Annotated in this window: 15 protein-coding genes; 7 read left to right on the top strand and 8 right to left on the bottom strand. The window is 43.5% G+C overall.

All coding sequences use genetic code 11. From position 1 onward, the window contains the following. The first annotated feature begins 339 nt into the window (after positions 1–339). Both OCV30_RS21125 and OCV30_RS21120 read left to right on the top strand, forming a co-directional pair. Positions 340–777, top strand: a complete 438-nt coding sequence (locus OCV30_RS21125) for a hypothetical protein (RefSeq protein ID WP_065678978.1) — start codon at positions 340–342, stop codon at positions 775–777. Positions 778–909: 132 nt separating this feature from the next. Further along, complete coding sequence (locus OCV30_RS21120; protein ID WP_244499036.1) at positions 910–1,572, top strand: M23 family metallopeptidase; 663 nt, start codon at positions 910–912, stop codon at positions 1,570–1,572. 174 nt (positions 1,573–1,746) lie between these two features. Here OCV30_RS21120 and gcvP read toward each other — a convergent pair whose 3' ends face one another. The 3 genes from gcvP to OCV30_RS21105 form a co-directional block, all read right to left on the bottom strand. Further along, entirely contained in the window at positions 1,747–4,626 is a 2,880-nt protein-coding gene (gene gcvP, locus OCV30_RS21115) for an aminomethyl-transferring glycine dehydrogenase (protein ID WP_065678980.1), read from the bottom strand. Between the two features lie 89 nt (positions 4,627–4,715). Next, positions 4,716–5,096 carry a glycine cleavage system protein GcvH gene (gene gcvH / locus OCV30_RS21110; RefSeq protein ID WP_009845137.1) on the bottom strand — a complete coding sequence of 127 codons (381 nt, stop codon included), beginning with the start codon at positions 5,094–5,096 and terminating at the stop codon, positions 4,716–4,718. A 51-nt stretch (positions 5,097–5,147) separates the two neighbouring features. Continuing rightward, on the bottom strand, positions 5,148–6,440 hold the full coding sequence (locus OCV30_RS21105; RefSeq protein ID WP_017097964.1) for a serine hydroxymethyltransferase: 1,293 nt from the start codon (positions 6,438–6,440) through the stop codon (positions 5,148–5,150). Positions 6,441–6,880: 440 nt separating this feature from the next. Between OCV30_RS21105 and OCV30_RS21100 the strand changes: the two genes are divergently transcribed. The 3 genes from OCV30_RS21100 (at position 6,881) to OCV30_RS21090 (ending at position 10,577) form a co-directional block, all read left to right on the top strand. Next, a complete protein-coding gene (locus tag OCV30_RS21100; protein WP_012600696.1) occupies positions 6,881–7,504 on the top strand; it encodes a helix-turn-helix domain-containing protein in 624 nt (207 codons plus the stop codon). A gap of 470 nt (positions 7,505–7,974) precedes the next feature. After that, positions 7,975–9,108 carry a glycine cleavage system aminomethyltransferase GcvT gene (gene gcvT / locus OCV30_RS21095; protein WP_065678981.1) on the top strand — a complete coding sequence of 378 codons (1,134 nt, stop codon included), beginning with the start codon at positions 7,975–7,977 and terminating at the stop codon, positions 9,106–9,108. Positions 9,109–9,422: 314 nt separating this feature from the next. Beyond that, the gene (locus OCV30_RS21090; RefSeq protein ID WP_065678982.1) at positions 9,423–10,577 is read left to right on the top strand and encodes a S1 family peptidase; all 1,155 of its coding nucleotides are present in this window, start codon (positions 9,423–9,425) and stop codon (positions 10,575–10,577) included. 140 nt (positions 10,578–10,717) lie between these two features. Here the strand turns inward: OCV30_RS21090 and OCV30_RS21085 are convergent, their stop codons facing one another. Then, positions 10,718–11,056: a hypothetical protein gene (locus OCV30_RS21085; RefSeq protein ID WP_065678983.1), complete on the bottom strand. Its 339-nt coding sequence runs from the start codon at positions 11,054–11,056 to the stop codon at positions 10,718–10,720. A gap of 198 nt (positions 11,057–11,254) precedes the next feature. Here OCV30_RS21085 and OCV30_RS21080 point away from each other — a divergent pair, with 198 nt between their 5' ends. Then, a complete protein-coding gene (locus OCV30_RS21080; RefSeq protein WP_009845174.1) occupies positions 11,255–11,572 on the top strand; it encodes a helix-turn-helix domain-containing protein in 318 nt (105 codons plus the stop codon). 176 nt (positions 11,573–11,748) lie between these two features. On the opposite strand, the gene arfB is transcribed toward OCV30_RS21080, so the two are convergent. After that, positions 11,749–12,159, bottom strand: a complete 411-nt coding sequence (gene arfB, locus OCV30_RS21075) for an alternative ribosome rescue aminoacyl-tRNA hydrolase ArfB (RefSeq protein ID WP_012600691.1) — start codon at positions 12,157–12,159, stop codon at positions 11,749–11,751. 87 nt (positions 12,160–12,246) lie between these two features. Between arfB and OCV30_RS21070 the strand changes: the two genes are divergently transcribed. Further along, the gene (locus tag OCV30_RS21070) at positions 12,247–12,852 is read left to right on the top strand and encodes a beta-phosphoglucomutase family hydrolase (RefSeq protein ID WP_009845180.1); all 606 of its coding nucleotides are present in this window, start codon (positions 12,247–12,249) and stop codon (positions 12,850–12,852) included. Positions 12,853–12,920: 68 nt separating this feature from the next. On the opposite strand, the gene OCV30_RS21065 is transcribed toward OCV30_RS21070, so the two are convergent. The 3 genes from OCV30_RS21065 to OCV30_RS21055 form a co-directional block, all read right to left on the bottom strand. Beyond that, positions 12,921–14,825: a sensor domain-containing diguanylate cyclase gene (locus tag OCV30_RS21065; RefSeq protein ID WP_065678984.1), complete on the bottom strand. Its 1,905-nt coding sequence runs from the start codon at positions 14,823–14,825 to the stop codon at positions 12,921–12,923. Positions 14,826–15,065: 240 nt separating this feature from the next. Then, the gene (locus OCV30_RS21060) at positions 15,066–16,814 is read right to left on the bottom strand and encodes a formate--tetrahydrofolate ligase (protein ID WP_017100522.1); all 1,749 of its coding nucleotides are present in this window, start codon (positions 16,812–16,814) and stop codon (positions 15,066–15,068) included. Positions 16,815–17,108: 294 nt separating this feature from the next. Then, positions 17,109–18,413, bottom strand: a complete 1,305-nt coding sequence (locus OCV30_RS21055; RefSeq protein ID WP_065678985.1) for an inosine/guanosine kinase — start codon at positions 18,411–18,413, stop codon at positions 17,109–17,111. Positions 18,414–18,473 lie beyond the last annotated feature (60 nt).

Here is an 18,473-nt window from a genome sequence, read left to right as displayed (position 1 = left end):
GCTACCTTTTTTGTTGCAGCTTCGGGTAGTTCCCTTTTCGTCAATCAATTCGGACTTAACGAGTTAAATGCCGCAGGATTAACGTTTGCGTGTTGTTTTTTGTGGTTTATATGTCAACCAATTAGGAAAGCGTAGTTTTAACAAAACGACGTTTAAGACGGATTCCCAACGCTTGGCATTTTCGGATTGCTTTGAATTTAGTGTTTACGGCACGATGGTTTAGGTTTGGTGGTCAACGTTTACCCACTGCTTAACGCGATGCTAGTTGCCGTACACCGCATTGCGTTGCTCACCACATAAGCGGGCGTCATACATCGCTAACCAATGAATGATAGATATATGATTTACAAATGGATTTGTGTTTTAGGATGTATAACTCTCTTAATTTACAGTTGTAGCCGAAAACAAGAAATACAAAATGGCTGCTTTCAATCGTTCTCTATATTGGCAACCGATTATTTTGGAACAAGTGAGCCTCAGGTATGGAAAATTATTGGAAAGAATGCGGGTGACGACTTCTTGCTGGATAATGAAATTTTGGGTTTTGTTGTAGACCGTGATTTTAGCTCTTATATGGAGCCACTTGCTGATAGGGGCGTGCTGAAGTTCACAGGTCGCGTATATAAGTCTTGGCCGAGTTGGCCAGAAAAACACCTTGGTGGCGGCCGCAAGAACATTCAATATGAAGTCCTTATTAACCATGGTAAGTATTTGGTTCTTGATAGAAGGTCTAGAAGTAAACACATACCATCAATTGAAAAGCGCTGTGATTTTTAACGCACAGACGTATAACAAGCATTTGAGAGTGATTCGCAACGCTTGGCGTTTTCGCTTTGCTCAAAGTATAGCCAAGCGCCGCTCACAACTTAATGCAGCGTATACGCTTCGATGTCAATGGAAGGGAAATCGATGGAAATATCAAAGAAAGTTATTGTAATCATTACCCTTACTATTTTGCCTTTAGTATTTTTAGGTTCAAAAGTACTCATGGACACGAAACAGCGGCTGGTTGATGAAGAACTTAATCTTGTCCGTCCGATATTAGAGGGGATTGCTGAAAATTTAAAAGAGCCATATAGATTTCCTCTGGATTCACGTTCAGAATTACAGGGTTTTTCCTCATTTAATACTGCTTCTCGATTTCCTCATTTATATCATGCTGCTATAGACTATTTTGCTGAAGTTGGAGAGCCTGTATACGCTATTGCTGATGGTGTTGTAAGTTATTCTGGTTATATGAACGGTTACCCTGGCGTTGTGATTATTGATCACCCAAAAGAAAACCTTTATTCATTGTACGGTCATCTGTCATTAAAAAGCTGGTTAGTCTCAAAAGGGGCAATTAAAAAAGGGGATTTACTTGGTTATATAGCTGACCCTTCAGAGGATTTTGGCATTGGTGTAAATGCCCATATACATTTTTCAATAAGAATGGGGTCACGTATGGAATACCCAGAAACTGGTCCCGATCGTTGGATGGGGGGATACACAACAGAACCTCCAATATTTAAAGGGTACATAGACCCTGAACAATTCATATTACTAACCAAGTCTAAATTATCACGAAACTAATCCAATTCGCGTATAACAAATAATGATTGAGCGTTGCCTAGCCAACGTTAAATCCCGAGTGTTAAACAAGTCCGAAGTCACTTTATGAAGTAAATTGCACTAGCAACCAAATAACTACAAAAACAAAAAAGCGAACCAAGTGGTTCGCTTTTTTTTATCTAAAATCTACAAAAATTAGTCTTCGTAGTTGTCGATGCTTGGGCAAGAACAGATTAGGTTACGGTCACCGTATACGTTGTCTACACGGTTAACAGTTGGCCAGTACTTCGAGTTCTTGGTTGCTTTCGATGGGAAGCAAGCCAGTTCGCGAGAGTAAGGGCGATCCCATTCTGCGCCTGAAAGGTCAACTTGTGTGTGCGGTGCGTTCACTAGAGGGTTGTTGTCTAGTGGCCATTCACCTGCTTTCACTGCTGCCATTTCATGACGGATTGCGATCATCGCTTCACAGAAACGGTCTAGCTCTTCTAAATCTTCTGATTCAGTTGGCTCTACCATTAGTGTGCCAGCAACTGGGAAAGACATAGTAGGCGCGTGGAAACCAAAGTCCATTAGACGCTTAGCAATATCTTCTTCGCTGATGCCTGTGTCTTCTTTAAGGGGACGAATATCGATAATACATTCGTGCGCTACGCGGCCGTTAGTGCCACGGTAAAGAACAGGGTAGTGAGGACGTAGTTTTTCCATCACGTAGTTCGCGTTCAGAATCGCTACTTTCGTTGCGTCTGTTAGGCCAGGTTCGCCCATCATCGCGATGTAAGCCCAAGAGATAGGTAAGATTGAAGCACTACCTAAATCTGCTGCTGATACCGCGTAGTCAGAACCTTGTACACCGTTTTCGATGTGACCTGGTAGGAAAGGTGCTAGGTGCGATTTAACACCGATAGGACCCATACCCGGACCGCCACCACCGTGTGGGATACAGAATGTTTTGTGTAGGTTCAAGTGAGATACGTCTGAACCGATAAAACCAGGTGAAGTTAGACCGACTTGAGCGTTCATGTTCGCGCCGTCTAGGTAAACCTGACCGCCCGCTGCGTGTACTTGTTCACACACTTCTTTCACTTGCTCTTCGTATACGCCGTGCGTAGAAGGGTAAGTGATCATGATGCTTGATAGGTTTTCTTTGTGCTTCTCGATTTTCGCTGCTAGGTCTGTCATGTCGATGTTGCCATCTTCATCACACTTAACAACCACTACTTTCATTGAAACCATAGATGCTGTTGCAGGGTTAGTACCGTGCGCAGAGCTTGGAATCAGACAAACATTACGGTGAGCTTCACCGCGGCTTGCGTGGTAGCGTTGAATCGCGATTAGACCTGCGTACTCACCAGATGCACCAGAGTTAGGCTGTAGTGAGAAATCGTCGTAACCGGTAATTTCACATAGCTTCTCTTTAAGATCTTTCGCTAGCGCTGTGTAGCCCGCTGCTTGCTCTAGAGGTGCGAATGGGTGAATTGAACCAAACTCAGGCCATGTTACTGGGATCATCTCAGCAGCAGCGTTCAGCTTCATTGTACAGCTGCCCAGTGGGATCATGCCGTGCGTTAGTGAGAAGTCTTTGTTCTCAAGCTGTTTTAGGTAACGCATCATTTGCGTTTCGCTGTGGTGCGTGTTGAATACTGGGTGAGTTAGGAACTCTGATTCACGACGGCAGTTTTCTGGAATTGCTGCAAATTCGTTTGATGCAATGTCAGAAGAGAGTGCTTGAACGTCTTCTTTAACGTCGAAGATTGCGAACAGTGCGTTCACGTCGTCGATTGTTGTTGTTTCATCTAGGCTGATACCAATCTTACCTACAAGTCGACGAAGGTTGATGTCTGCTGCTTGCGCTTTCGCGTACAGTGCATCTGTCTTCTCTTCAGAGTTGATCGTGATGGTATCGAAGAAGCTGTTGTTCGTTAGCTCGTAACCCGATTTAGTCAGGCCAGCCGCTAGGATAGCTGTCATGTGGTGTGTACGACGAGCAATTGTACGTAGGCCTTCTGCACCGTGGTAAACTGCGTAGAAAGACGCCATGTTTGCTAGAAGTGCTTGAGCTGTACAAATATTTGATGTCGCTTTCTCGCGGCGGATGTGTTGCTCACGAGTTTGCATTGCCATACGTAGCGCTTGGTTACCGTGAGTATCGATAGAAACTCCGATTACACGACCTGGCATTGTACGCTTATGCTTTTCACGAGTACCCATGAATGCAGCGTGTGGACCGCCGTATCCCATAGGAACACCGAAACGCTGAGCCGAACCGATGACTACGTCTGCGCCCATTTCGCCAGCTGGCTTAAGTAGAGCAGAAGCAAGTAGGTCAGTAGCAACCGTTACCAGTGTTTTGTTTGCTTGAGCTTTCGCAATGATGTCTGTTAGGTCACGAACTTCACCCGTTGTACTAGGGTATTGAAGAAGCGCACCAAATACGTCTTGCTCTGGAAGTGTTTCAAGAGCACCAACCATTACTTCAAAACCGATGTACTCAGCACGAGTTTTAACAACTTCTAGTGTTTGAGGATGAACATCGTCGGCAACGAAGAATACTTTGCTCTTGCTTTTACCAGCACGCTTACACAATGTCATTGCTTCGCCAGCCGCTGTCGCTTCATCAAGAAGGGATGCGTTCGCGATTTCCATACCTGTTAGGTCCATTACCATTTGTTGGTAATTGAGTAGAGCTTCAAGGCGACCTTGAGAGATCTCTGGTTGGTATGGGGTGTAAGCTGTGTACCAGCCTGGGTTCTCTAGAACGTTACGTAAAATAACGTTTGGAGTGAATGTGTTGTAGTAGCCTTGGCCAATGAAGGTACGTTTCACTTGGTTTAGGTTAGCGATCTCTTTAAGAGAGGTCAGCATGTCCATTTCGCTCAGTGGCGCAGCAAGTGTCATTGGTTTTTCAAGACGGATTTGTGCAGGAACCGTTTCGTCGATCAGTGCGTCTAGGCTAGTCGCGTTGATCGCTTCAAGCATTTTTTGCTGGTCTGCTTTATTAGGGCCGTTATGACGAGCAACAAACTCGTTTTGCGTACCCAAGTCTTTCAGTAATTGGCTTTGAAGTAATTCAGTCATGATATGTTCTACTTTCTCTCTGGAGCCGTGAGCTAGCCCCTAAAATTAAGCTGCTCCAAAGAGCAGCTTTATCGTAATGAGGTTACCTATTAGTCTTCTTCTACAGAGCTTAGGTATTCTTCCGCATCTTTAAGGTTGTTTAGTTCAGACGCATCAGACATCTTCACTTTAACAATCCAACCACCTTCATAAGGTTCTTCGTTGATTAGCTCTGGGCTATCTTCTAATTCTTCGTTGATTTCTACAATTTCGCCAGAGATTGGTGCGTAGATATCAGAAGCTGCTTTTACTGATTCAACCAGAGAGAAGCTTTCGCCAGCTTCAATTTCGTCTTCAGTGTCTGGCAGGTCAACAAACACAACGTCACCTAGTAGCTCTTGAGCGTGCTCAGAAATACCAATAGTTACAGTACCGTCACCGTTGTCTTTTACCCACTCGTGGCTGTCTGCAAACTTTAGTGTATTGTCCATTGCTTATTCTCCAAAAATTTATGAGGTTTTAATTTAAATCTTAAAATTGGTTTAACGGTAAAGAGGGAAGCGTTTGCAAAGCTCTTTAACTTGCTTGCGAACACGTTGCTCAACTTCAGCATTGCCTTCAGGGCTTTCAACTAAGCCATCAAGTACATCGCCGATCCATTCACCGATAAGTTTGAATTCTTCAGTGCCAAAACCACGACTGGTTCCAGCTGGCGTGCCTAAACGGATACCAGAAGTAATCATAGGCTTCTCTGTATCGAATGGTATGCCATTTTTGTTACATGTGATCCCTGCACGCTCTAATGCTTCTTCAGTTACGTTACCTTTCAAGCCTTTAGGGCGAAGGTCAACCAGCATTAGATGTGTGTCTGTACCGCCAGTCACAATGTCACAACCGCGAGTTTGCAACACTTCAGCAAGAACTTTTGCGTTGTCGATCACTGAATCAATATAAGTATTAAATTCAGGGCCAAGAGCTTCGCCAAACGCCACTGCTTTAGCCGCGATAACGTGCATTAGTGGGCCGCCTTGAAGGCCTGGGAACACTGCAGAGTTGATCTTTTTGTTGATGTCTTCGTGGTTCGTCAGAATCATACCGCCGCGTGGGCCACGAAGTGTTTTGTGCGTTGTTGTGGTAACAACGTGTGCGTGTGGTAGTGGGCTAGGGTGAGCACCTGTCGCGATAAGACCCGCGATGTGTGCCATATCGACCATTAGGATAGCGCCAACTTCGTCAGCAATTTCGCGGAACTTAGCGAAATCAATAACGCGTGGGATAGCACTACCACCTGCAATAATCATTTTAGGTTGGCTTTCGACAGCTAATGCGCGAACTGCTTCGTAATCGATTTCAAGTGTGTCGCGGTCTACGCCATATTGAACTGCGTTGAACCACTTACCAGACATTGCAGGACGTGCACCGTGTGTGAGGTGACCACCAGCATCTAAAGACATACCAAGGATTGTGTCGCCGGGTTGAAGTAGGGCAAGTTTTACTGCACCGTTTGCTTGAGCGCCAGAGTGAGGCTGCACGTTTACGTACTCACATTTGAACAGCTGTTTAGCACGTTCAATTGCGATAGCTTCAACGGTATCTACGTGCTCACAACCACCGTAGTAGCGACGGCCTGGATAGCCTTCTGCGTATTTGTTGGTTAGGCAAGTGCCTTGAGCTTGCATTACTGCTTTAGAAACGATGTTCTCAGAAGCAATAAGTTCGATTTGTTCGTTTTGACGAGTGTTCTCTGCTTGGATTCCAGCAAATACGGCGTCGTCAGTGCCTGATAGGTTCGTAGAGAAAAAACTGTCTAAGCTGTGGTTTTGGTAAGCGTTCATTGTCGAGACCTTTCATTAAGCTAATGGTGATTGTTTTTATAGTCCATTAGGTCTTACGTTGATTTCTGCATCGGTATCGTTTGCGCTATATAGGTACAGACATACGTTGATTGCGTATTAAATATACTCTTACAGCGTCTAAGCGATCGTTGTAGGGTCAATGCAGCACGAATTGGTTCCCAAAAAATCGGGTAAAAAACAGCTCTTACAAATGTTAAATCTATCATTTGCGGCAAGCCGAAGTAGCATCTCTTCATCTAACAAGTCGATAACATAGCTCCGTTAAAATCAATTTTCAACAAAAATTTCCAATAGGAAACAGATTTTCTTGTTTTGCTACGGGGAGCACGCTTTATTTCTCTGTGTGCTCTTTAATCAACAAAGCGCTTTATGCAACAATGAAATTAATAGACAGGAAGTAAAAAATTAGTGAGGGACCTATGTCAGAAGACATTTATGATGAGTACCCATCTCTAACGTTGGCGAAGGAAACGTTAGACCAGAATATTGAACCACTTAGGCTTGGCCAGCGCATTAAAGACATCCGCGGTAAGCTTGGGATCACGCTAGAAGAAGCAAGCCAAAGAACAGGCTTGGCGCGTTCTACGCTCAGTAAAATAGAGAATGAACAGATCTCTCCGACCTTTCAAGCGATGCAGAAATTGGCTATGGGTTTGCAGATAGATATGCCGCAACTCTTTGAGCCGCCAAGAAAAAAAGTCGCCACAGGACGTCGCGATTTAACCAAGGTAGGCCAAGGTAAACCACACCCAACACCCACTTATGAACACGAATTGCTTGCCACAGAGCTCTCTAATAAGAAGATGATGCCATTTAAGAGTCGAGTGAGAGCTCGTACTTTTGAAGAGTATAACGATTGGGTGCGCCACGATGGTGAAGAGTTCTTAATGATCATCTCGGGTGATGTGATGTTCTACTCAGAATTCTACGAACCCGTGCCAATGAGTGAAGGCGATAGCATGTATTACGATGCGAATATGGGTCATATGCTGATTTCAACGAGTGCTGAAGATGCGCTCATTCTGTGGGTGACTGCAAAATAACTGTAGGTCACTGCAAAATAAGCTAACAAGTTTTGAATTTCTTATAGTGGATGCAAACGTTTGCTTTTGTTTTGAACGTTAGCTAATAGACGCGATATTGATGCGAAAATCATCAATATCGCGTTTTTGTATGTACCGAACAATTGTTTTTAAATTGTTAAATGTCACATTTTGAGCTGTTTGGCTATTGTTAAGGGTGTAAAACTGACGCAGGCTTGTTTATTATAGTGAACATGGTTTACTCATGTTGATTGAAGTTTACTGAAGTGAATTCTTAGAAAGTGAGTTGTATGGGTTCTGTACAGTTATTCATAATTTATAGAGCCAACGATATAAGCCTATGTAAAGGACATCACTTTTTACTATCTACTGTTTCTAACGTTAACCAGTATCGTTAGAGGCGACTCTAAATAGAGATATAAGCGGCAGACTCGATTTTGGACAGCCTGCAACGCTTCATGGAGAATAAAATGACTCAAGAACACGCTAATCAAGACCTACTAACAACACCACTGCATGCACTTCACGTTGAAGAGGGCGCAAAGATGGTTCCTTTCGCTGGCTACGATATGCCAGTCCAGTACCCGCTTGGTGTAAAGAAAGAGCATTTACATACTCGTGATGCTGCTGGTCTTTTTGATGTTTCTCACATGGGGCAACTTCGTCTACATGGTGCAAACGCAGCTGCTGTCTTAGAATCTTTGGTTCCTGTAGATATTATTGACCTTCCTTCTGGTAAGCAGCGCTATGCGTTTTTTACTAACGAGCAGGGCGGCATTATGGATGATCTGATGGTTGCTAACCTAGGTGATCACCTGTTTGTTGTTGTGAACGCAGCATGTAAGACACAAGATATCGACCATCTAACGGCGCACCTTCCAGCTGACGTCGAAATGGAAGTGATTGATGACCGCGCTCTATTAGCCCTTCAAGGCCCTAAAGCGTCTGAAGTTCTTGCTCGTTTCCAACCTAGCGTTGCAGACATGTTGTTCATGGACGTTCAAAAAGTCGATATCGATGGCGTTGAATGCATCGTGAGCCGCAGTGGTTACACGGGGGAAGATGGCTACGAGATCTCTGTTCCTAACGATCACGCTGAAGCACTGGCACGCAAGCTAACTGCAGAAGCTGAAGTAGAGTGGATTGGCCTTGGCGCTCGTGACTCACTTCGTCTTGAGTGTGGTCTATGTCTATACGGTCATGACCTAGATACAACAACTACTCCAGTAGAAGCTAGCCTTCTATGGGGCATTCAAAAAGTGCGTCGTACTGACGGTGAACGTGCAGGCGGTTTCCCTGGCGCTGATATCATCCTTGAGCAAATCGCAACGAAAGATGTTCAACGTAAGCGTGTTGGTCTTGTTGGTCAAACTAAAGCGCCAGTACGTGAAGGCGCTGAGTTGTTCGATGCTGAAGACAACAAGATTGGTGTTGTAACAAGCGGTACTGCGGGGCCTAATGCAGGCAAGCCTGTTTCTATGGCGTACGTACGCACTGATCTAGCAGTAATTGGCACTGAAGTATTCGCTGAAGTTCGTGGTAAGAAGCTACCAATGACAGTAGAAAAAATGCCATTCGTACCTCAACGTTACTACCGTGGCTAGTCTCTTTTAAGAGAAACTATTAAGCTAAACAAAGCCTACTGTTTGCTTCTCTGTATAGAGAAGTTCAACGGTAGGCTTTTTTGTTTAAGCCCATCTCCCTTTTTATGAACGTATCTATTTTTATAAACGTATCTATTTTTAAGAGCGTATAACTTTCTATATCGCTACAAGTCCGGTCACCTGAAAGTTCGTTTTTTAAAACGAGACATATGGCTATATCATTAAAATTGCTTACTATAATATTAGTCGTAACGTGTTATGGTGACGATTCATCATTTTTGTAAATAAGTAGTAGGGGTTACAAGGAGTTATCTATGAATGTTAACCATACAATGAGTCCGGTTCGTAAAGCCGTTTTAGGGCTGTTAGCACCATTGATTTACACATCAAGTGTTATGGCGACCGAATATTCTCTTGAAGGTAATGATGTAGGTGTTTCACCTTACATCATCAATGGCAGCCCTATCACTGATGGAGAACTTGCTCAGACCTACCCGACGTTTACGAGTCTGTATTTCCATGATGGTTCAAAATTTGTTAATTATTGTGGTGGAACGGTTATAGATGGGCAATACGTGCTGACAGCTGCCCATTGCGTTTACGGAAGTTATGCGTGGATGCTTAACACTTGGGTTGTCCCTGGCATGGCCGACCAAACTAAGTATGATAATGGTGGCTACCAGTCCGCACGAGTTGAAAAAATTTATTATCCAAATAACTATAATGAAAACCTTGACCCTAGCCAAGGTGACGTACTGCCGAACGATATTGCTATCTTAAAGCTGAAGACTGCGTTGAATGTACGAGATTACTCATCCTTACTTAACTCTACATTTGACAACACCTATGCATTGAATCGTGGCAAAGATACGTTTAAAGCAGTTGGCCGGGGTTTGACGAGTCATGTAACTGATGATCAAGGTAAAACTGTTTCTAGAACTGCTACAAATATAGTCAATCAAACGAGTTTAACTTTCGATGCAACGAATAGCTGTAATTCAACAGACAAACAGCTTTGTTTTGATGGAGCGCAGTTCAATGGATACAAAAACTCGACGTGTAATGGTGATTCAGGCGGTCCTGTCTATTGGTGGGATGGGAGTAGCTATCAGCAAATTGGTATTACAAGTTACGGGCCGGGTACATGTGGCAGCCTTACTGAAAAATATACGTCCGTTTTTACAGAGGTTTATGATTATGCAGGATGGATTCAGCGAGTTGTTTCAGGCACAGAAAACGCAACTTTTGAAGTTAGAAGTACATCGAGCTCTCGTGTTTTAGTACGTGTGAGCGATGGTGAAACCCTTGATTCATCTACTGCTTTGTTAGATGAAACATCAATGCCAAAGATCAGTCTATCGGGCGGGTCTAATTCAGGCACCAACTCAGGTTCTAGCAGTGGCGGTTCTTTGGGTTTCTTGTCGATATTCGCGCTTGGTTTACTTATTTTAAGAAGACAATCTATTTAAAGTTAAGTAGACGTTCATCAGCATGATTGAGGGCTATACCTCGACAGGTTGTTCATTTAAGCATTAATGAAAGAAGTCTTAGATTAAGTCGACGCTAAAAAGCATCAGCGTCGACTTGGTTATTTCGGTGTACTATCGATTCAAACTTGTTGATAAGCCTGCTTATTGATGCTCGCCTTCCTGCTATACCTTTCGATAATGTCATCCATTTGTTTTACTGCATCGTTGATACTTTGGATACCGCCTTGCGCGACACCTTTCTCACTTTTGTTCAACGCAGAAAAAGCCTGCTTTAATTCTTTATCTTCGAGCATGTTTCCGTGTAATAGCACTTCTTTGTAGGTCAACAATCTATGCTGTACCGCAATAATTTGATTACGGGTATCTTCTGATTCTAAAGCCTGTTGTATGCAAGGAAATGCCAATTTATAGAGATTCGCAATTTCCAATTTCACGCTATCATTATTCGCAATTTGCAATTTTTCTTATTTCCTAGCTCTGATAATTCAAACTTATCTACCCGCGAGTTGACGCCGTTGTAAGTGTGAAAGTCCATGAAACGTAACGTTTTTATCGGCCGAATAATATGCCTTTAATCACTTATGTAAACTGTTCTAAGTCAATATGGTCTGCTTCTTGCTGAAATTAGGTCATAACTGTCTATTCTGGAGGTGCTTATGTCACAAGAACCTATAGTCATTGCGCTGATTGAGCGTAGGAAGCTAGGCAATTGGTCTCAAGAAAAATTAGCGGCTAGCGCAGGGATGAGCTTGAAAACCTATCAACGAATTGAGCGGGGAGAGGCTGATATCAAAATGTCTCAGTATCGTTCGATCACGAGAACCTTGAAAGTTACGGACTTGGATGTCGTACTCGACGTTGTAGGAGCGTCTGAAGCAGCAGCGGAAGATGTAGCTGCTGCTAGTCGTTTGTTAACCAGTGAAGAGCGAATGCTGTTGATTAAACTGATTTTGTCGGTCAAAAAACAGAAGTAGAGTTTTGTTCTAATAGACACTTTCTAATCAATAGTATTGCGAATATGTAGCCTCAAAGAACCAGTCTTCGAATAAATTGTCTACGAATAAATAATGTCAGGTATCGTCTTTTGTCCAGCTAGTTAGAGCTAAAATGATTGTTTCATGGTGAGGTGCTCACTACGGACATGAAACAATTAGTCTACTCTTCCGCGAAGTTGTTTGGTGGTGCTTCTTTGCTTTTTACTTTCTAAACGTCTTTTTTGAGAGCCGCGTGTTGGCTTGGTTGCTCGTCTCACTTTTTGAACTTTTGTTGCTTCTAAGATCAGCTCTTTCAAACGTACCAAAGCATCGTCTCGGTTTTGCTCCTGAGTTCTGTACTGTTGAGCTTTAATGATAATCACACCATCTTTAGTGATACGACCATCTTTATGTGCCAGGAGTTTTTCTTTATAGAAATCGGGTAGGGTTGAGTGCTTTATGTCAAAACGTAAATGTATCGCACTCGATACTTTATTGACGTTTTGACCTCCGGCTCCTTGAGCTCTGATCGCGGTTAGCTGGAGTTCCCAGTCTTGAATTGAAACAGAGTTAGATATTTGTAACATAAACATCCATTTTGAACAGTAATATGGGGTCATGATACTGAATATTGGGTATGGTATCAGTAACTTTCTTAAAGAGTGGTAGTAGTGATGAAAATTGATTTAACGGCGTATGAAGGATTAATCTTTGATATGGACGGTACGTTGATCGATACAATGCCAGCACATGTGAAAGCATGGCAACAAACGGCGGAAGAGTTCGGCTTTTATTTCGAAGCGTCTTGGCTGCATAGCTTAGGTGGAATGCCGAGTTATAAGATCGCTGGTGAGGTAAATAGTAAGTACGGTTTATCGCTCGACCCACAAGCGGTTTCTACGTTTAAAATGGCTTCGTTTGCAGCTATTGAAGACAAAGGAGATATTATCCCTTGTACGTATTCTCTTTTGATAGACCATCTCGGTGACAAGAAGATTGCGGTTGGAACGGGCAGTCAACGCAAGAGCGCAGAACAACTGTTAGATAAAACGGATATCTTGAGTAAGTTGGATATCTTAGTGACAGCGACAGATGTGAAGAATCATAAACCAAACCCTGATACTTTCTTAGCTGCTTGTTTTGGTATGGGTTTACAGCCAAAGCAGTGTGTTGTGTTTGAAGATACTCACCTTGGTAAGCAGGCAGCCCATGCTGCGAATATGGATTGCATTCTGGTAGTCGAAGGGAATACGCTGGAGTTCTACCCCGCACCAAGTTGATTGTTGAGTGAACGACTCTAGAGTGAAATGAATAAGTTAGCGGGGCGGTGGTGCGATGCAGGCTCCCACTATGCAATTTCGCTCATTTCGCTATCAAGGAACAAACATACACTGTTTCTACCTACTGCTTTTGCTTCGTAAAGAGCTAAATCGGCGCACTTATAATTGAGTGCAGGTTCACCTGTTAGGTTGGTTATTCCGCCACTTATTGTAACGACGTTGTCGAACTCGATACTGATCGCGATTCTCAGCCTATTAAGCACATAGTCGGCTTCTTGTGGTGTCGTGTGAGGCAAGATAACCCCAAACTCTTCTCCCCCAATACGAGCCACGAAATCGGTATCTCGGCATTCACGTTGCAGTACCTGTGCTACGGTTTGTATGGCTTTATCGCCATAATCATGTCCAAATCTATCGTTAATGCGTTTGAAATGGTCAATATCCAATATGGCTAAGCAAGATTGCTCGCGAGTAGGGTAACGACTAACGCGAGAACACTCGTCACGAAGCTCCAGGTCGAACTTTCGTCTATTCCAACAGCCAGATAGTGCATCTTTTTCGCTAAGGTTTCTCAATTTATTCTCGAGCTCTTTGCGTTTGCTGATATCAACAAATGATGCAACATAAAATTGAATCACATCTTTTGAGTCTTTGATGGTTTGTATTCGAAGAATTTCCGTGATGAAGGTGCCATCCTTTCGTCGGTTCACCACTTCGCCTTCCCACATCCCTGTCTCTTTAATGACGCTCCACATTTTAGTGTAGAACTCTTCATTATATCGGCCAGCGTTAAACAATGAAGGCTGTTTACCTTTTACATCTTCTAACTCGTAGCCACTGACACGGGTGAACTCTTGGTTTACTTTTATGATTCGGTTATTTTTGTCTGTGATTAATAGGGCAGACATACCGTTCATTGCCGCTTTGGCGAGTTGGCTTTCGATACTGTTCTTTTTATGATTTCTGTTCCACAGTACGAAACCTGCAGATATCATTGAAATCAATATCGAGAGTATGATTATCTGAACGACTATGGCGTGATTTTCTTGTTGAAACTGAGTGTTAAATTGATGTTCTTCAATATGAAGAACCATATAAATTGGTCCTTCAAACTGCTTAATCTTAGGGCTGATGTCAGAGTGAAAATACCAGTTTTTACCATCAAAATAGCTGGATGAGGTGCCGCTTTGAATATTCTGCCACAGGCCTGGGGCTAGTTTTGCATACGTCTTGTCTGAACGTGATTCAATCACATGCCCAAATGAATCCTCAGGGTCGGGACCCATGATGACATGACCAGTATTATTAAGGATGACCGGAACTGTCGCTGATGTACCTATCTGGTAATGTAAGCGATCATAGATCTCGCGCATATTTAGGTTAGCAATGAAATAGCCAATAATGTGCTCCCCTACAGTGACAGGCGTCATAATGCGAAGTGTCGGCGAAAAGGGGCGAACTAACTCTCCATTTTCAACTTCTAGATCAATGCCTGTAGCTTTAACTTCTCCAATCTCTAATTCTTGTAGCTTTTTGTAGTAATCGCGAGAGGATTTGTTTTGTAACTCGTGGTCTGGAGTGACACTTGCGTGGCCATCTTTATAGTTGACGCGGAATACTTCATTAGCGTCTAGATCTAGGAAACGCAGTTGAGAGTAGTATTGTTGCCCGTGTGCCAATACAACCCACAGATCCTGCAGTGCTTGTTTGTTAGTAACTGAAGGCTCGGAAATGGAACGAAGTAGGGTCTGTGAGGCGGCAATAGAGGGAACCGCGTTTGATATTTGCTCAACAATAATAGCGAGTTGATGGAAGCTGTATTCGATTTGGTTTTGATTAGACTGTTTGATGTTTAGCGCATACTGGGCTTCAACCCGTTCAAATTCAGAGTTTATATAGAGAGCAGGGACTAATCCTAGGACAAACAAGGTACATAGAAATTGGCTGATCAGTTTTTTTATACTCGTATTCATCACTGTCCTCGAAAAATCAGCGCAATACTATATATTTTGTAGGCCTATTAATGTGATCTTGACCCAAAACTTATAATCAGATGTGCATATTATTTCGTTTTTAATGAAATTTATTGCACTTGGGGTGTTAATTGAGCAATTAGGTATCAGAAACGAGACCTGTCCGCAAATATAATGGGGAGCATAGTACGGACAGGTTATTCTAGATAAAGCGGATTTTTAGCCTATGTCTGGTCGTAATTAACTTAAGCCAACGATGTTTCCTTTGCTATCAATGTCCAACGACATAAAAGCCGGTTTATCCGGTAGGCCTGGCATGGTCATTACATTGCCGCACAGCGCGTAAATAAAGCCAGCACCAGCACACAGTTTTAGCTCCCTAACGGGTACGTCAAACTGAGATGGTGCACCTTTTACGTGTGCTTCTGTCGAGATCGATAGTGGTGTTTTTGCTAAACAAACCGATAGGTCGTTATAGCCATGCAGTTTGAATTCGGCCAGTTGTTTTTTAGCCAGTGGAGATAGCGAGATACTTGCTGCGCCATAGCCAACTTCAGCGACGGCCATCAGTTTTTCTTCTAGGCTTTGCTTTGAGTGATACAACGGCTTAAATTCACTCTGTTTTTGGCAAGCTTTTACTACGGCGTGAGCCAATTTAGTCGCCCCTTCGCCACCCTGACCAAATGCTTCGCTTACTTCAACACTAACGCTTGGGTCGAAGTCGGTGATCATCTGTTTCAAAGCATCGAGCTCTTGAGCTGAATCTTGTGGAAATCGATTGATCGCAACAACGGTAGGCACTTGGTATTGCTTAACGCTGTTGATGTGCCATTTAAGGTTCTCAAACCCTGCAATAAGCGCGTCTTGGTCATCATTAAAGATTGAATCTGGTAGCGGAGTTCCTGGTCTCAAATCGTATAAACCTGAGTTGGCTTTTAGACCACGTAATGTTGCGACAATAACAGCACAATCTGGATTTTTTTTCGATGCTTTCACTTTGATGTTACATGCTTTCTCAAAACCCATATCTGAGCCGAAGCCACCTTCCGTCACGACAAAGTCACTTAGCTTTAACGCAACCTTATCGGCAATAATAGAAGAGTTACCGTGTGCGATGTTAGCGAATGGCCCCGCGTGGATTAGGGTAGGAACCCCTTCAAGGGTTTGCATCAATGTTGGCTCTATGGAGTCTTTCATTGTGACTGTCATAGCACCTGCTACGTTGAAGTCATCTGCAGTTAATGGCAAGCCTTGGTTGTTGTATGCGAGTACCACTCGTCCGATACGCTTTCTTAAATCTTGGAGGTCATCAGTGAGAGCAAGAATAGCCATCAGCTCTGAAGCGGCTGAGATGTCAAAGCCATCCTCGCGCTCAAAGCCATTAATTGTTTTGTCTGCTTCGTTCTTGCCAACCGTGATCATACGCAGTGCGCGGTCATTGTGGTCAAGTACACGTCGCCACACGATTCTGCGTGGGTCGATATCCAGAGCTTTTAAGCCTGAGCGAGCCTCAAAGGCTTCTAACCCTTCACGTTGCTCATGATACAAACGAGCGTCAATAGCGGCAGATGCGAGGTTATGAGCGACTGTTACGGCATGAATGTCGCCAGTCAGGTGAAGGTTCAATTGCTCCATTGGGGCAACTTGTGAATAGCCACCGCCGGCTGCACCACCTTTTACACCAAATACCGGGCCCATTGAAGGTTGGCGAATGCAGGCCATAGCGGATTGGTTAATCTTTGCTAGACCTTGTGCTAGTCCGATAGTGGTGACGGTTTTGCCCTCACCAAGAGGCGTCGGTGTGATGGCCGTAACCACGACTAATTTACCATCTTGTTGGCTAGCGAGGCGTTCAAGTGATGTGAGAGACACTTTAGATTTGTATTGCCCTAATGGCTGATGTTCGTTGTGGTGCAGGCCAGCTTGCTTGGCAACTTCACTGATGTTTTTAAGGGGAGTAGAGCGACAAATATCAATATCAGACAGCATATTTGATCCTTATATCAGAACCGAAAGGTGGTACGTAAACGTTTGCGTGGCGATAGTACTGTATAAATTTGCCAAGTAAAGGCAAACCACATCAATTATGTGCTGGAAGATAACAGATCTAAAGAGTCATTGCGCGAGATCAAATCTTAAACGAGAAAAATATTCGATCTGATTACCTTCAGCTGCCGTTATATTGGTGTTGAATACAAAAAGGGCTGCATATAGCAGCCCTTCAAGGAATGGGTAATCCAACTTGGCGTTAACCTCTAAGAGTTAACTACCTAATAGAGTCGCTTAACGATCCCAGTATGTTTCTTCTAAGCTATCTTCGCGTTCAGGTAGTGCACGAGAAAGGCGAGGAGAGTGCTGAGTCAACACTTCATAGCTTACACGGTTTGAGTACTTACAAATTTGAGACAGAGAAGAATACGTTAGACACGAGTGCTCGTGCTTTTCTGAGTTTGGTACATTCACGTGGTGGTAGCTGTTTGCTGCCATGTCGTGTAAAAGTGCAGAAAGTGCACCATCACCAGCACCATTGGTGTTTTTAATTTCGCGCGGGCCACCAAGATAAGGGCCAATGTGAGAGTAGACTTTTACCGGATCTTGACAGTCTTGCTTACGCATAGCACGGCTGAACTCGAATTTATTGAACTCAGGAATGTTACCCGGTAATAATGGCAGAGTGGTTTCGCGTTTCGCAGGCTCGTCAGTGTAGCCAGCCATGTATAAACCGATAGGGCCTGCAGTACAGAGAACGAGGTCAACCCACTCAAGTGCTTTGTTAGCAGCTAGAAGCGGATCTTTTTCACCCGTTAACGCTTCACCTTCGTCTTCGTTCATCGCGACGATGGTTACGTTTTCTTTCAGATATTCTTGCCACCATTCCGCATTACCTTCGATCACGTACTTAGTACCAAGTGTTAGTACTACAGGTACATTGTGCGCTTTCGCGTATTCGATCGCTTTTTGTACCGCTTTTGGCATCGGATCTTCAGGTTTACCACGCATTAGGTATGACGATACAACCAATGCTGATGCTTTCTCGAAAACTTTCTCAGGAATGCTTTCAGGGAGCAGTTGGTTCATGTGGCCTTCGTTGATTGCAAACGTACGCTCACCATCTTCAGAAATCAGGGTATAGCAACGGCCAATTGGTCCATCAACCGTTTGAAGGTGGTTTAGATTCATACGAGAAGAAGTGCGGCAAAGGTAACGATAACCAAATGAACCAACTTCAATCTTCTTAGACATAACGCCAAGCAATACAGATTTACTGTCTGCAAGTACAGAATAGTTGTGCAGTGTGTTGCCAATAGTATCACCAGGGTATTGATGCGTAATCAAACCGCGCTCAACTAGCTCTTCATACAGAGCATCTGCTTTACTTTCTTCTAATACCAGTGAGTGACCTTTACTCAGCTCGTATTTTTCAAGGAACGCGTTATCAACACGGGCTTCGATATCAACAATTGTTTGACCTACACCGACAATCGTTGCGCGGTGAAGCTTAGGCGTTTGTTGCATTTGGTTGACCAACGGATCACGTGCGTGAGTTGGAAAATAGTGCTTAGATTTACGCTGTCCAGGAAACTTCATATGAAAAATACAGTGAAAAAATTTTGCCGCATGATATCACATTTTGTTTCTGATTCTTTC

The organism is Vibrio atlanticus (assembly GCF_024347315.1).
Lineage (GTDB): Bacteria > Pseudomonadota > Gammaproteobacteria > Enterobacterales > Vibrionaceae > Vibrio > Vibrio atlanticus.
The sequence above is the reverse complement of the archived record's forward strand: the minus strand, read 5'-3'. Positions and strand labels throughout refer to the sequence as shown.

Coding starts and splice junctions, on each gene's coding strand:
- OCV30_RS21055 (WP_065678985.1), bottom strand. CDS start 18,413: ATGAAGTTTCCTGGACAGCGTAAATCTAAGCACTATTTTCCAACTCAC.
- OCV30_RS21120 (WP_244499036.1), top strand. CDS start 910: ATGGAAATATCAAAGAAAGTTATTGTAATCATTACCCTTACTATTTTG.
- OCV30_RS21080 (WP_009845174.1), top strand. CDS start 11,255: ATGTCACAAGAACCTATAGTCATTGCGCTGATTGAGCGTAGGAAGCTA.
- OCV30_RS21060 (WP_017100522.1), bottom strand. CDS start 16,814: ATGCTGTCTGATATTGATATTTGTCGCTCTACTCCCCTTAAAAACATC.
- OCV30_RS21105 (WP_017097964.1), bottom strand. CDS start 6,440: ATGAACGCTTACCAAAACCACAGCTTAGACAGTTTTTTCTCTACGAAC.
- gcvT (WP_065678981.1), top strand. CDS start 7,975: ATGACTCAAGAACACGCTAATCAAGACCTACTAACAACACCACTGCAT.
- gcvP (WP_065678980.1), bottom strand. CDS start 4,626: ATGACTGAATTACTTCAAAGCCAATTACTGAAAGACTTGGGTACGCAA.
- OCV30_RS21070 (WP_009845180.1), top strand. CDS start 12,247: ATGAAAATTGATTTAACGGCGTATGAAGGATTAATCTTTGATATGGAC.
- OCV30_RS21125 (WP_065678978.1), top strand. CDS start 340: ATGATTTACAAATGGATTTGTGTTTTAGGATGTATAACTCTCTTAATT.
- OCV30_RS21090 (WP_065678982.1), top strand. CDS start 9,423: ATGAATGTTAACCATACAATGAGTCCGGTTCGTAAAGCCGTTTTAGGG.
- gcvH (WP_009845137.1), bottom strand. CDS start 5,096: ATGGACAATACACTAAAGTTTGCAGACAGCCACGAGTGGGTAAAAGAC.
- OCV30_RS21065 (WP_065678984.1), bottom strand. CDS start 14,825: ATGAATACGAGTATAAAAAAACTGATCAGCCAATTTCTATGTACCTTG.
- arfB (WP_012600691.1), bottom strand. CDS start 12,159: ATGTTACAAATATCTAACTCTGTTTCAATTCAAGACTGGGAACTCCAG.
- OCV30_RS21100 (WP_012600696.1), top strand. CDS start 6,881: ATGTCAGAAGACATTTATGATGAGTACCCATCTCTAACGTTGGCGAAG.